General features: G+C 74.0%; 12 protein-coding genes. 11 read left to right on the forward strand and 1 reads right to left on the reverse strand.

The genetic code is table 11. The annotated features are described in order from the left end of the window. The coding region (locus tag E1258_RS23090) for a type VII secretion protein EccE (protein WP_132404813.1) at positions 1-1,138 on the forward strand (1,138 nt) is incomplete at its 5' end. Between the two features lie 22 nt (positions 1,139-1,160). On the opposite strand, the gene eccD is transcribed toward E1258_RS23090, so the two are convergent. Continuing rightward, positions 1,161-2,558 (reverse strand): type VII secretion integral membrane protein EccD, encoded by a 1,398-nt coding sequence (gene eccD / locus E1258_RS23095; protein WP_132404815.1) that lies wholly within the window; start codon positions 2,556-2,558, stop codon positions 1,161-1,163. A gap of 203 nt (positions 2,559-2,761) precedes the next feature. Here eccD and eccCa point away from each other — a divergent pair, with 203 nt between their 5' ends. The 10 genes from eccCa to E1258_RS35490 form a co-directional block, all read left to right on the forward strand. After that, on the forward strand, positions 2,762-6,727 hold the full coding sequence (gene eccCa, locus E1258_RS23100) for a type VII secretion protein EccCa (RefSeq protein WP_132404817.1): 3,966 nt from the start codon (positions 2,762-2,764) through the stop codon (positions 6,725-6,727). A 159-nt stretch (positions 6,728-6,886) separates the two neighbouring features. Continuing rightward, a complete protein-coding gene (locus E1258_RS23105; protein ID WP_132404819.1) occupies positions 6,887-7,306 on the forward strand; it encodes a YbaB/EbfC family nucleoid-associated protein in 420 nt (139 codons plus the stop codon). A gap of 16 nt (positions 7,307-7,322) precedes the next feature. Beyond that, a complete protein-coding gene (locus tag E1258_RS23110; RefSeq protein WP_132404821.1) occupies positions 7,323-7,616 on the forward strand; it encodes a hypothetical protein in 294 nt (97 codons plus the stop codon). Between the two features lie 31 nt (positions 7,617-7,647). Then, positions 7,648-8,373, forward strand: a complete 726-nt coding sequence (locus tag E1258_RS23115) for a hypothetical protein (RefSeq protein ID WP_132404823.1) — start codon at positions 7,648-7,650, stop codon at positions 8,371-8,373. Continuing rightward, complete coding sequence (locus E1258_RS23120) at positions 8,370-8,657, forward strand: hypothetical protein (protein ID WP_132404825.1); 288 nt, start codon at positions 8,370-8,372, stop codon at positions 8,655-8,657. The genes E1258_RS23115 and E1258_RS23120 overlap by 4 nt, the downstream gene beginning before the upstream one ends. Positions 8,658-8,862: 205 nt before the next feature. Further along, the gene (locus E1258_RS23125; RefSeq protein ID WP_007074287.1) at positions 8,863-9,171 is read left to right on the forward strand and encodes a WXG100 family type VII secretion target; all 309 of its coding nucleotides are present in this window, start codon (positions 8,863-8,865) and stop codon (positions 9,169-9,171) included. A gap of 28 nt (positions 9,172-9,199) precedes the next feature. Next, entirely contained in the window at positions 9,200-9,481 is a 282-nt protein-coding gene (locus E1258_RS23130; protein ID WP_007074288.1) for a WXG100 family type VII secretion target, read from the forward strand. Positions 9,482-9,564: 83 nt separating this feature from the next. Next, a complete protein-coding gene (locus tag E1258_RS23135; protein ID WP_132404827.1) occupies positions 9,565-10,920 on the forward strand; it encodes a S8 family serine peptidase in 1,356 nt (451 codons plus the stop codon). A gap of 37 nt (positions 10,921-10,957) precedes the next feature. Next, the gene (locus E1258_RS23140) at positions 10,958-11,497 is read left to right on the forward strand and encodes a hypothetical protein (RefSeq protein ID WP_132404829.1); all 540 of its coding nucleotides are present in this window, start codon (positions 10,958-10,960) and stop codon (positions 11,495-11,497) included. A gap of 17 nt (positions 11,498-11,514) precedes the next feature. Beyond that, positions 11,515-12,816 (forward strand): WXG100 family type VII secretion target (locus tag E1258_RS35490; protein ID WP_165949875.1); only part of this gene is annotated, 1,302 nt, incomplete at its 3' end.

Genomic DNA, 12,816 nt, shown 5'->3' on the forward strand with positions numbered 1-12,816 from the left:
CGCCCGGCCCGCGCCGCCCGACCGCGCCGTCGTCCCCGCCGACCGGCGCAGCCGGGGTCGCCTCGGCCCGGTCGTCGTCGGCCAGCTCGTCGTGGCGGAGCTCGGCGCGCTGGCCGTCTACGCCGCGCTCGGCGGCCCCGGCTGGCTGGTCGGCGTCGTCGCCGTCGTCGCGGTGGTGGCCGTCGCCGCCGCCTTCGCCCGTCGGGGCGGTCGCTGGTGGTACGAGGACCTGCTGCTGCGCCGCCGGCTGCGGCTGCGCCGGGAGGAGGCCCAGGCGGCGGTGACCGGCGGTGCGGGTGACCCCCGGCTGGCCGCCCTCGCCCCCGAGCTGACCATGACCGAGCTGACCGAGCGCGGCACCCGCCTCGGCATCGGCCAGGACGTCCGGGGCTGGTTCGCCGCCGTGGCACTGGACCCGCCCCCCGGCGCGCCGGCCGGCTCGATCGACGCGGCGGTGGTGGATCGGGCGCTGGCGGTGCTCACCGAGTTCACCGCGCCGGTGTCGCTGGCCCAGGTCGTCTCGCACACCCTCGTCTGGTATCCGACCCCGGGCGCGGCCCCGGCCGCCCACCGCACCGTCTGGGTCGCCGTGCGGCTGTCCGTGCGGGACGCCCGCACCGAGGCGGTGACCCGGGGCGGCGGAGCGCTCGGCGTGCACCGGACCGTGGCCGCGGCGGTCGGCCGGCTCGGCAAGGCGCTGCACGCCGCCGGCCTCGCCCACCGGCTCCTGGGCCGCGACGAGCTGGGCGCCGCGCTGATCTCGGGGGCCGGCCTGGACCTGACGCCCGAGCCGCAGTCGGAGACCTGGACCGGCCTGCGCGGCGGCGGCTGGACCCAGCGCTGCCTGGCCCTGCGCGCCCGCGCCGGTACCACCTGGGGGCCCCTGGTGGACGCCGTCACCGCCACGTCCGCGCCGTCGCACACGCTCGCCGCCGTGGTCCGCCCCGGCGACCGGCCGGCGCCGCCGCTGCTGCGCGTCGCGGCCCCGGCCGACCACGTCGAGGCGCTGGTCAAGGTGGTCCGGGACATCGCCCGGCGGGCCGGGGTGCCGGCCCGGCCGCTCGACGGCGAGCACGGCCCCGGCGTGTACGCCACCGCCCCGGTGGCCCGCCGCGTCATCGACCACCGCGCCGAGTGAGCCCTGCGGGGCCCCCGCCGGCTCAGGGGCGGAGGTTGACGATCCAGCCGTACAGGCCGCAGACCCAGACCGCGAACGGGACCAGGGAGATGATCAGCAGGATCTCGACGATGTCCAGCAACCGCCCCCAGACCGGTGAGATCCGCTTGCCCGCCACGGTCAGCCCGTAGATCAGGCTGACCACGGCCGCCACGACCAGTCCACCGAGGACCACGCCGAGGCGGACCACCGCCCCGCCGGCGGCGAACGTGGCCGCCGCCGCGAGGCCCAGCCCGAGGCTGCCGGCCAGCAGCACCGGGGCGCGCTGGGCACGGCCGAGGAACGGCCGGGCGCGCAGCAGCGACAGCAGGGCCAGCACCAGGCAGAGCAGCACCGCCGGCAGCCGGCCGTCGAGGGCGAGCACGAACTCCCCACCCAGCACCAGCAGGGCGACCGTCCACAGCAGGGCGGTGAGGAAGGCGTCGGCCCGCTCGCTCCGTCGCAGCACGCTGCGGCCGTCGACCGTCTCGGTGTCGGTCTTCAGGTCGTCCGGACCGGTCGGGATGGACGGCACGGGCAGCCGGGCCAGCCGGTACGCCGCCATCGGCAGGGCCGGCAGAGCGGCGAACGCGACCGTGGCGACCACTGCGGCGGCGGCCGGCGCGCCCACCGAGAACGCCAGGCCAACCACCGCGCCGAAGCCGACCGCCCCGCCGACGGCGACCGCCCCGAAGAACAGCGGCAGCCGGTCGCCGACCGCCAGCGCGGCGACCGCGCCGAACACCACCACGGCGGTCGCGGCGAGCAGCACGTGCGGGCCGGCCAGCTCGGTCAGGGCCCGGTCGCCGGCCAGCACCAGCAGGCCGCCGGTCGCGGCGTGCCCGAGGCCGACCAGGGCGAGCACCGCGCCGGTCCGGCTGTCGCCGGCCGCCCGGGACAGCACGGCCGCGCTGACCACCAGGGCGACCGCGACCAGCAGGGCGGCGATCGCGCCGGGCAGGTGCGGCGGGCCGGCGAACAGCGCCGCCAGCGCGCCGGCCGACAGCGCCGCCGCCGCGAACAGCACGGCGAACGACCGGGTCGTGCTCACCTGCCAGCTACCCGGGCGCTGGTTCGTCGCGGTCGCCACCGCGTCCACCACGTCGTCGAAGACGATCTCCGGGGCCGCCGCCGCGCGGGGGTTGAAGTAGAGCACCTCGCCGTCGCGGATGCCGAGCTGCGCCGCCGTACGGCCACCGTCGAGCGGCTGCCCGCCGAGCCGGGCCAGGCTCCAGCCACCGTGCCGCACCCCCTCGTCGGCGAGGTCCTCGCCGGCGTACCGCAGCAGGGTCGGCAGCAGGTCCGCCAGGGGCACGTCGGCCGGGAGGGCAAGGTCCATCCGGGTCCGGGGCGCCACGATGGTGATCCGGCTCAGGCCGCCGGTCGCCGTCCTCGTCGCCACTGTGGCCTCCTCGCGCTCGCCTACGCTTCATCCGCCCGGCCGCCGCCGACGTGGGGTCCACGACGCCCACGGGAGATTACCTACGATGACCCCCACGTACGATGCCCACCCGACGGCCCGCGCCCGGTCGTCGCGCCACCCCGGCCGCACGTCACGCCGCGCCGGCCGGCGTCCGGGCCGCTTCTGGGGGAGGAGAGAGCGCCGTGAGCACCGTCGTGTTCCGTCGGCTTCCGCGTCAATCGGGGCCCGCCCTGCCGCGTGGTGAGGTGCTGCTGGAGTCCCCGCCGGAGCTGCCCGAGCCGACCCCCCGGGGCATGGGGCAGCTCCTGATGATCCTGCCGATGGTCTGCGGCGTCGGCGCGATGGCGTTCCTCTACGCCGGCCGGGGCGGCGGCGTGATGACGTACGTCGCGGGTGGACTCTTCGGTGTCTCCATGCTCGGCATGGCGATCGGCTCGCTGAGCAACGGCGGCAACGACAAGGCCGAGCTGAACGCCGAGCGTCGTGACTACATGCGATACCTGGCCCAGATGCGCAAGCGCACCCGGCGCGCGGCCGAGCAGCAGCGGGCCGCGATGACCTGGCGGCACCCGGAGCCCGACGCGCTCTGGTCGATCGCCGCGTCACGCCGGCTGTGGGAACGTCGGACCACCGAGGACGACTTCGGCGAGGTGCGGATCGCGGTCGGCCCGCAGCGGCTGGCGGTGGAGATCGTGCCGCCGGAGACGAAGCCGGTGGAGGACCTGGAGCCGATGAGCGCGATCGCGCTGCGCCGGTTCGTCCGGGCCCATTCCACGGTGCCGGACCTGCCCACCGCGCTGTCGGTGCGGGCGTTCTCCCGGGTGGTGCTGCGCGGCGAGCGGGAGCCGATGCTGGACCTGGCCCGGGCGACGTTGGGCCAGCTCGCCACCTTCCACGCCCCGGACGATCTGATCGTCGTCGTGGTGGCCGCCGAGGACCGGCAGCCGGCCTGGGACTGGGTGAAGTGGCTGCCGCATGCCCAGCACCCCGGCCGCACCGACGCGGCGGGGGCGCGTCGCCTGGTCTTCGCCACCCTCGCCGAGGCCGAGGAGTCCCTCGCCGACGAGCTGGCCGGTCGGCCCCGGTTCGCCCCGGACGCCAAGCCGCTGACCACCGCACCGCACCTGGTGGTGGTGGTCGACGGCGGCGAGGTCGCCGCCACCTGCCAGCTCACCGGGCCGAGCCTGCTCGGCACCACGGTGCTGGACCTCTCCGGCGTCGTCCCCCGCGACGCCGGCCGCTGGCTGCTCTGCCTCGACGTCGGCGACGGGAGCGCGCTGGACCTGGTCCGGGGCGCGACCACCACCCGGCTGGGCCGCCCGGACGAGCTCACCGCCGCCGCGGCCGAGGGGCTGGCCCGGCAGATCGCCCCCTACCGGCTCTCCCAGCAGCAGGCCAGCGCCGAGGAGCCGCTGGCCCGTAGCACCGAGCTGCCGGACCTGCTCGGCGTCGGCGACGCCGCCGCCGTCGACGTGCAGCAGACCTGGCGACCGCGCAGCCACCGCGACCGGCTGCGCATCCCGCTCGGCGTCGGCCCCGACGGCAACGTCGTCGAGCTGGACTTCAAGGAGTCCGCGCACGAGGGCATGGGCCCGCACGGCCTGGTCATCGGCGCCACGGGCTCCGGCAAGAGCGAGTTGCTGCGTACGGTGGTCGCCGCCCTCGCGGTCACCCACTCCTCGGAGGAGCTGAACTTCGTCCTGGTCGACTTCAAGGGCGGCGCGACGTTCGCCTCCCTGGACGCGCTGCCGCACACCAGCGCGGTGATCACCAATCTCTCCGACGAGTTGCCGCTGGTCGACCGGATGCGCGACGCCCTGGCGGGCGAGATGAACCGCCGCCAGGAGGTGCTGCGCGCCGCCGGCAACTACGTCTCCCGGTACGAGTACGAGAAGGCGCGGGCCGCCGGCGAGTCGTTGGACCCGATGCCGAGCCTGCTCATCATCTGCGACGAGTTCAGCGAGCTGCTCGCCGCGAAGCCCGACTTCATCGACCTGTTCGTGATGATCGGCCGGCTCGGCCGGTCGCTGGGGGTGCACCTGCTGCTGGCCAGCCAGCGGCTGGAGGAGGGGAAGCTGCGCGGCCTGGACACGCACCTGTCGTACCGGATCGGCCTGCGCACCTTCTCGGCCGTGGAGAGTCGGATCGTGCTCGGCGTGCCCGACGCGTACGAGCTGCCCAGCGCGCCCGGCCACGGTTACCTGAAGACCGACACCGCCACGATGCTGCGGTTCCGCGCGGCGTACGTGTCCGGCCCGTACCGGGCGCCGGGGGAGCAGGCGCGCTCGACGCAGGCGCTGGTGCAGCGCCGGATCCTGCCGTACGGCATCGGGTTCGTGCCGGCGCCGGCCCCGGAGCTGCCGGTGGAGCCGGTGGACGAGCCGCAGCAGCCGGCCGAGGGCAAGGCCGTGGCGATGCTCGACGTGCTGATCGAGCGCCTCGCCGGCCGGGGCAGGCCCGCCCACCAGGTCTGGCTGCCGCCGCTGTCCGAGCCGCCGAGCCTGCTGGACCTGCTCGGCCAGCTCGCCGTGGACCCGACGTACGGGCTGACCACTGCCGGGTGGCCGGGCCGGGGCCGGCTCACCGTCCCGGTCGGGGTGGTGGACCGCCCGTACGAGCAGCGGCGCGATCCGATGATGGTGGAGCTGGCCGGCGCGGGCGGCAACGTGGTCATCGTCGGCGCGTCGCTGTCCGGCAAGAGCACGATGCTGCGGTCGCTGCTCGCCTCGCTGGCGCTCACCCACACCCCGCGCGAGGCGCAGTTCTACTGCCTAGACTTCGGCGGCGGCGCGCTGCGCAGCCTGGAGGGGCTGCCGCACACGGCGGGGGTGGCCGGCCGGCGGGACACCGAGGCGGTCCGCCGCACGGTCGCCGAGGTGGTCGGGATCATCGACGAGCGGGAGCAGCGGTTCGCCCAGCACGGCATCGATTCGGTGGCGGCGTACCGGCGTCGCCGGGCCGCCGGCGAGTTCGCCGACGATCCGTTCGGCGACGTCTTCCTCGTGGTGGATGGCTGGAACACGCTGCGCCAGGAGTACGAGGAGCTGGAGCAGACCATCACGAACCTTGCCAACCGGGGGCTGGGTTTCGGCGTGCACGTGGTGATCACGGCGGTGCGCTGGGCGGAGATCCGGATCAACCTGCGCGACCTGCTCGGCACGAAGCTGGAGCTGCGGCTCGGCGACGCGGCCGAGTCGGAGATCGACCGGCGGGCCGCGCAGAACGTACCGGAGAAGACCCCGGGTCGCGGCCTGACCCGCGACAAGCTGCACTTCCTGGCGGCGGTGTCCCGGATCGACGGCCGCCGCGACGTCGACGACCTGACCGAGGCGTCAATCGCCCTGGCCGGGCACGTGGCGCGGGCGTGGCCGGGCGCGCCAGCGCCGAAGGTGCGACTGCTGCCGCGCCGGCTGCCGTTGGCCGAGCTGGCCCGGGTCGCCGACCGGTCCGCGCCCGGCCTGCCGATCGGGGTGAACGAGTCGGCGCTCGCCCCGGTCTACCTGGACCTGGCGAACGAGCCCCACCTGACGGTCTTCGGCGACGCCGAGTGCGGCAAGACCAACCTGCTGCGGGTGATCGCGAAGGGGATCGTCGAGCGGTACACCCCGGCGCAGGCCCGCCTCGTCATCGCCGACTACCGGCGCGGCCTGCTCGGCGCGGTCGACGGCGAGCACCTGCTCGACTACGCCCCGTCCAACCAGGCCTTCGCCCAGGGCCTCGCGTCGATCCGCAGCGCCCTGTCCAACCGGCTGCCCGGCCCGGACGTCACCACCGCCCAGTTGCGCGACCGGAGCTGGTGGAAGGGGCCGGACCTGTACATCCTGGTGGACGACTACGACCTGGTCGCCTCCGGCGGCAGCAACCCGCTCAGCGCGCTGCACGAGCTGCTGCCGCAGGCCCGCGACATCGGCCTGCACCTGATCGTCACCCGCCGGGTCGGCGGGGTGGCGCGGGCGCTGTACGAGCCGGTGCTGCAACGCCTGCGTGAGCTGGACTCGCCCGGCCTGCTGATGTCCGGCGCCCGGGAGGAGGGGCCGGTCTTCGGCACGCTTCGCCCGAGCCCACAGCCGCCGGGCCGGGGCACGCTGGTACGCCGGCGCGACGGTCAGCAGCTGATCCAGACGGCCTGGTCCGAATCAGCCCAATAGTATTCGGTCACGTTCTGCCAGCGGTGGTGCCAGTTCATTTCTCACGGCTCCGGTTCCCCGATCCCCTCGCGGGGACTCGCTGCCCTGGGCCAGGGGCGGACGCAGGGCAACCGGTCCGGTAGCGTCGGGCCGATCGTCGCTTGTGCAGGGAGGACCGTGGTGAGCACCTCGGGGGGGTACGGCGGCGCCGGCGGCGCTGTCGAGGGCATGTTGCGCCAGGCGCAGGAGCAGCAGCGCCGGCTGGGCGAGTTCCAGCGGCGGCGTGCCGAACTGCGGGTGGTCGGGGAGAGCCCGGACGGCCTGGTCCGGGTCACGGTGGACGGCGAGATGAAGGTCGGCGACATCGAGATCAACGCCCGGGCGATGCGGCTGGACAGCTTCTCCCTCGCGGAGTCGCTCCAGGCCGCGGTCGACGCGGCGTACGCGGCCTTCGGTGAGCAGCAGCAGGAGTTGCTCACCGAGATGCTCGGCGGCTCCGACCTGGTTCGCCAGGCCCAGCAGGGCACCCTGACCCCGGAGGACTGGTTCCGCCGGTTCGGGGTGGACCTGACCGATCCGTTCCGTGGCCTGCGCCGCTGAGCCGGTAGGAGACACGATGGCGAACAAGGTCGACGTCGACGCGATCCGCGCGGCGAGCCGAAAGCTGGACGCCCCGGACGGCCCCATCCAGTACCTGCGCAACGTGCAGACGTTGCTGGAGAGCGTGAAGCTGCCGAGCGGGTCGCTGACCCTCTTCGGCGGCGCGACCGTCGAGGCCCACAACGCCTCGGTCGACGGCCACCTGGAGAACGTGAAGACCGGTATCGAGCACCTGCACCGGGCGGCCGAGCAGCTCGAACAGACCGCCAAGAACTGGGAGAAGTCGGATCAGCCCTGGGTGGTCAAGTGACCGGCCGGGCCCGCGACGGGAGGCGCCACCGATGACGGAGATCCTGATCGCCAACGCGTCCGGTGCGGTGACCGGCACGCACACGGTCGCGGCGACGACGGCGCCGGTGCGGGGGCTCCTCCCGGCGGCCCGGGCCAACTGGGTGTGGCTCGTCGGGGCCGTCGCGCTCGGCTCGGCCATCGCCTACCTGGAGACGTTCGACAACGACGAGGTCAACAATTCCATCAAGGACTGGGGCGATGCCGCCCGCCTGCTCGGCGGCGACCAGTTCGGCGCGGCTCTGGAGCAGGTGCCGCCGTCAGACGAGGAGTGGGACTTCGACGACCGGGACGCGTTCGAGCTCTTCCTCCGCAAGCTGGGGGCGGAGATCAACTCGTTGGCCGAGGCGTTCAACGCCAACAAGGACAGCCTCACCTCCGCCCGGGACGCATTCAACGACGCGGTGACCGCGCTGGTCGAGGCGCTCATCCCGATCCTGGTCGCGGTGATCGCGTCGGTCGCCCTCCAGGCGTTTCCGCCGACCGCGCCCATCGCCGAGGCGATCGGGGTGGCCGGGCTGACCGTGAGCGTGGCGATCCTCGCGCTGGTCTTCGGGGACATCAACGCGCTGTTCAGCACCGTCATGGCCGGGTTCCAGAGCAACAACCGGTTCGCCTTCGTGTCCGACTCCCGCCCCGGCTGGGCCTCCACCGGTACGGACCCGGACATCAAGGACATCAAGATCGACTGGGTCAAGGACCCGACGTTCTACCGATGACGAAAGGCGGCGACATGGTCGGCGTGGTCTGGTGGCTCTTCGTGTACTTCCTGGTGACGATCCCAGTCTTCCTCGGGCTGGGGCTGGTCGCCCAGCTCTCGGGGGCGGTCTGGGCCAAGCGGGCCAGCGAGCTGGTGCTGATCACGGGCATCACCGCACTGCTGCCGGTGGTGCTGGACCGGGCCTTCGACAAGCCGGTGCTCTGGCCGGTCGTGGTGGTGCTGGCGGCGGTGCTGGTGTTCGGCGTGGTGATGCACCTGCGGTCGTACCGCCGGCCGTCCTGAGTAGGGCGACGCGGTCCGACAGGGACGCTCCACGCGCAGGCGCGCCGGCCCGGGCGGCGCAGACGGCGCGGTGAGAGGGCTGCGCACATTGGACGGGGTCGGTTACGGTGCATGCAGAATGTCCGTCGGTGGGGTTGGTCGCCTTGCCGCGGGGGAAGGCGCGGCAGAGTTCCGCGGCCACAACGATGACGGAAGGGTGTGAAGCATGGCGTTCGAGGTCGACGCATCGACTCTGCATACCGCGGCGAATGACGTGCGGGCCACGCGCGGCGATGTCGACGGTGAGCTGAAGAAGCTGTGGAACGTGGTCGACGACCTGGCGATGGCCTGGAAGGGGCAGGCGTCCTCGGGCTTCCAGCAGCTCATGCTGCGTTGGAACGAGGACACCGCCAAGCTGCTGACCGCGATGGACAACATCGCCGACTTGCTCGACAAGTCCGGCACGACCCACCAGGTCAACGACGAGGAGCAGCAGCAGATGCTGGACAAGTTCCACGCTGCTCTGAACCCGTGACCGACAGCCAGGCGTAGGGGAGGAATTCATGAGCATCAAGGTTGACTACGCGGTCCTCGAAAGCAGCAACCAGCAGATGACCGCCATCTCGCGGACCATCGACGAGAAGCTCGACACGCTGCGGTCCATGCTGACCAAGCTGCACTGGGAGGGCGAGGATCGCACCGCCTACCAGCAGCACCAGGCGCAGTGGGACGCCGCTGTCCGGGACATCAACAAGATCCTGAACGACATCGGCGGCGCGGTCGGCATCGCCCGCGAGAACTACGTCACCACGGAGATGAGCAACTCCAAGGTGTGGAACAGCTGAGCTGACGCCGGAGCGGCTCCGGTCCGGCTCGACCGGACCGGAGCCGCGCTGCGTGAGGGGTCGACGAGGGGTCCGGGGGAGCGATGCGCACGGGGAAGCACCGCCGACCGCTGCCGCGGTTCGCCGCCGCCATGCTGGCGCTGGTCACGGTGGCCGGCGGTGGCCTGCTGACCGCGCCCGCGCCGGCCCGCGCCGCCGACACGGTGCGCGGCCTCCAGTGGCACCTCGACACGCTGCGGATCCCCGAGGCGCACAAGCTGACCAGGGGCAGGGGCGTCACGGTCGCGGTGATCGACGGCGGGGTGTACGCCGCCCACCCCGACCTCAAGGGGCAGGTGCTCAAGGGCACCTCGCTGTCGAGCGCGGTCCAGGCCGACGGCCGCGCCGACCCGGATCGCGAGAAGGGGCACGGCACGGCGATGGCCGGCATCATCGCCGGCCGGGGTGGCGGCCCCATGCGCCTGCTCGGTATCGCCCCGGAGGCGAAGATCCTGCCGGTCGCGCTCGGCCAGCCGCGCGAGTGGGACATCGCGGGTGGCATCCGCTGGGCGGCCGACGCCGGCGCGGACGTGATCAACCTGTCCATCGGTGCTCCCGGCAGCGACCCGCAGATCACCGAGGCCGTCCAGTACGCGCTCGGCAAGGGGGCGGTGCTGGTGGCCGCCGCCGGCAACCGCCGTACCGCCCAGGCCGTGCCGACGCCGGCCAACGTTCCCGGCGTTGTCACGGTCGGGGCAACCGGCAAGAGCGGATCCCGGTGGAGCGGGTCGGTCACCGGCCCGGAGCTGGGACTCGCCGCGCCCGGCGAGCGGATCATCAGCCCGGCGCCGCCACCGGTCTCGCCGAACGGCTACGGCGTGGGCGACGGGACGAGCGACGCGGCGGCCATCGTCTCGGGAGTCGCCGCGCTGGTGCGGTCCCGCTATCCCAAGCTCGACGCCGCCAACGTGGTGAACCGGCTGATCCGTACGGCGCGGGACCGGGGCGCCCCCGGCCGCGACCCGGAGTACGGCTTCGGCGGCGTCGACGTGCTGGCCGCGCTGACCGCCACCGTGTCCGAGGTGGACGGCAACCCGCTGCTGGCCGGCGGGTCCGCGAAGCCGACCGGGTCCGGGGCCGACCCAGCGGCCGACGACTCCGGCGACGATCGGCCGGCCGTCTCCTTCGGCCTCGCGGACAACGCGCCGATCCAGCTCGCGCTCTGCCTGCTCGTGGTGCTCCTGGCCGGCGCGGTGATCGTTGCGCTGATCGTGGTCAACCGCCGGGCGACGCGCCGCCGCGTCCCACCGGGCCCGCCCACGCGCCCGCATCAGCCGGGCCCGTACCCGTCGGGCCCGCATCAGCCGGGCCCGGTGGCGGGTCCGGCCCCACCGGGTCCGTACCCGCCGTATCCGCCGGGGCCGGGCCCGCACGCCCCGCCGGGGCCACCGGGGCGCTGACACCGACACCTGAGGAACGGGGCCAGGGGAGGGCACCATGAGCGACGAACGCAACGATCCGGACCGGGTGGAGATCGACCTGCCGGTGCCGCTGCCGGTCAACCCGATGTACCCGGGGATGGGCAACATCCGGGGGATCAGCTTCGACCGGATCGGCGTGGACCAGGCCGAGACGCCGAGCGGGCTGGTCGCCGGCAAGGGCGAGAAGGGTGTCCAGACGGAGTGGGACGCCGGCAACCTCGACTCGGCTATCACCTGGCTGGAGACACACGCCAGCTACCTGAACCGGCTCTCCTACGACATGGTCGACATCAAGGAGAAGCTCGGCGGCGACCAGGCCGTTGCCGGCAAGGGCCCGCTGGGCGGCTTTCCGTACGCCCTGCAGCTCGCCCAGCGGCACCAGCAGGTCCACAGCGGCACGGAGGGCGGGCTGCGCACCCTCTCAGAGAACCTGTACTCGGCGGCCGAGGCGCTGCGCACGGTGAAGCGGAACTACGAGACCGCCGAGGGTGCCAACGAGATGACCGCGCAGGAGATGCAGCAGGCATTCACCGACGCCGCCCGCGGCGGCAGCTAGATCGACGGGAGCGGGACGTGGGGGACAAGAGCTGGGAGGACATGGCCCGGGAGGTGCTCGTCGAGGGCCGTCCGGCCGACGTGCAGAGCGCCGCGCTGGGCTGGCGGGAGCTGATCAAGAACCTCGATCAGGTCCGGGAGAGCCTGGAGACGAACGTCAAGGACCTCGGCGCGGTCTGGAAGGGCCCAGCGTACGAATCGTTCAAGACGCACATCGAGGGGCTCGCCAAGAACGCCAAGTCGATCGTCGACGACATCGACAACCCGGGGCGCGGCAAGGTCAGCATCGTGACCACCCTGGAGACGGCCGCCACCCAGCTGGAGGACGCCCAGAACAAGATGCCCATCCCGGCGGCCTGCGTCGGTGACGTCCTGGCGGCCCGCAACGGCGAGATCACCCTCGGGGTGGGGCTCTTCGAGACCCGGGTCACGGCGGAACTCATGGGTAGCTGGCCGGTCGAGCAGCTCGGCAAGGTGGGCGACTGGGTGACCGGCTGGTTCTCCGACCAGGAGGGTGACGCCCGGAAGGTCTACGACGAGGTCAACGGCAACTTCAGGGACCGCACGATGGAAACGCCGGGCTCGGTGACCCCCAGCAGCTTCCAGACGGGCCCGCCGGAGGTGCCGAACCTCGGTGGCGGGCCGGGCGGCGGCGGTGCCGGCGGGGTTCCGTCGGCGGGCGGCCTGCCGACCACCGGGGGCGTCGGCGGCGGGTCCCCGGCGGGCATCGGCAAGCTGCCGGAACTCGGCGACACCACTCCCGACCCCGGGCCGACGACCCACCCGGACCTCACCCCGGTCACCGACCTTCCCGAACCCGGTTCGGTCGGCCCGGGCGGGCTGGACGACGACTACGGGACGGGCCTGGCCGGTGCCGGCCCGCCGACCACCGCCGGCCTCGGCGCGGGCGGTGGCGGGCTGGGCGGCGGCAGCGGCGCGGGTCTGTCCGGCGGCGGCGCGGGCGGCGGCATCCCCGGGGGCGGCGCGCTCGGCAAGGCGGTCAGCCTGGGGCTGCCGCCGATGCTCGGCGGCGGCGCGGCCGGCGCGGGCCGGGGCGCGGGCGGCCGGCTCGGCGCGGGCAAGCCGGGCATGGGCGGCATGATGGCCCCCGGCGCCGCCGCCGGTGGCCGGGCCGCGGGCGGCCGGGCCACGGCGGGTGCCGGTCGTCCGGGTGGCGCGACGGCCGGCAGGGGCGGCATGGCCGGCATGGGTGCCGGCGGGGCCGGTTACGCCGAGGAGGAGCAGGTGCGCAGCACCTGGCTGGAGGAGGACGAAGACGTCTGGGGCGCGGGCGGCGACGCCACCCCCGGCATCCTGCGC

It is taken from the genome of Micromonospora sp. KC207, assembly GCF_004348615.1.
Classification (GTDB): Bacteria; Actinomycetota; Actinomycetes; order Mycobacteriales; family Micromonosporaceae; genus Micromonospora.

Excerpts from the sequence above, each read along its gene's own strand:
- E1258_RS23110 (WP_132404821.1), top strand. The coding sequence starts at position 7,323 with ATGGCGAACAAGGTCGACGTCGACGCGATCCGCGCGGCGAGCCGAAAG.
- E1258_RS23115 (WP_132404823.1), top strand. The coding sequence starts at position 7,648 with ATGACGGAGATCCTGATCGCCAACGCGTCCGGTGCGGTGACCGGCACG.
- E1258_RS23120 (WP_132404825.1), top strand. The coding sequence starts at position 8,370 with ATGACGAAAGGCGGCGACATGGTCGGCGTGGTCTGGTGGCTCTTCGTG.
- E1258_RS23125 (WP_007074287.1), top strand. The coding sequence starts at position 8,863 with ATGGCGTTCGAGGTCGACGCATCGACTCTGCATACCGCGGCGAATGAC.
- E1258_RS23130 (WP_007074288.1), top strand. The coding sequence starts at position 9,200 with ATGAGCATCAAGGTTGACTACGCGGTCCTCGAAAGCAGCAACCAGCAG.
- E1258_RS23135 (WP_132404827.1), top strand. The coding sequence starts at position 9,565 with ATGCGCACGGGGAAGCACCGCCGACCGCTGCCGCGGTTCGCCGCCGCC.
- E1258_RS23140 (WP_132404829.1), top strand. The coding sequence starts at position 10,958 with ATGAGCGACGAACGCAACGATCCGGACCGGGTGGAGATCGACCTGCCG.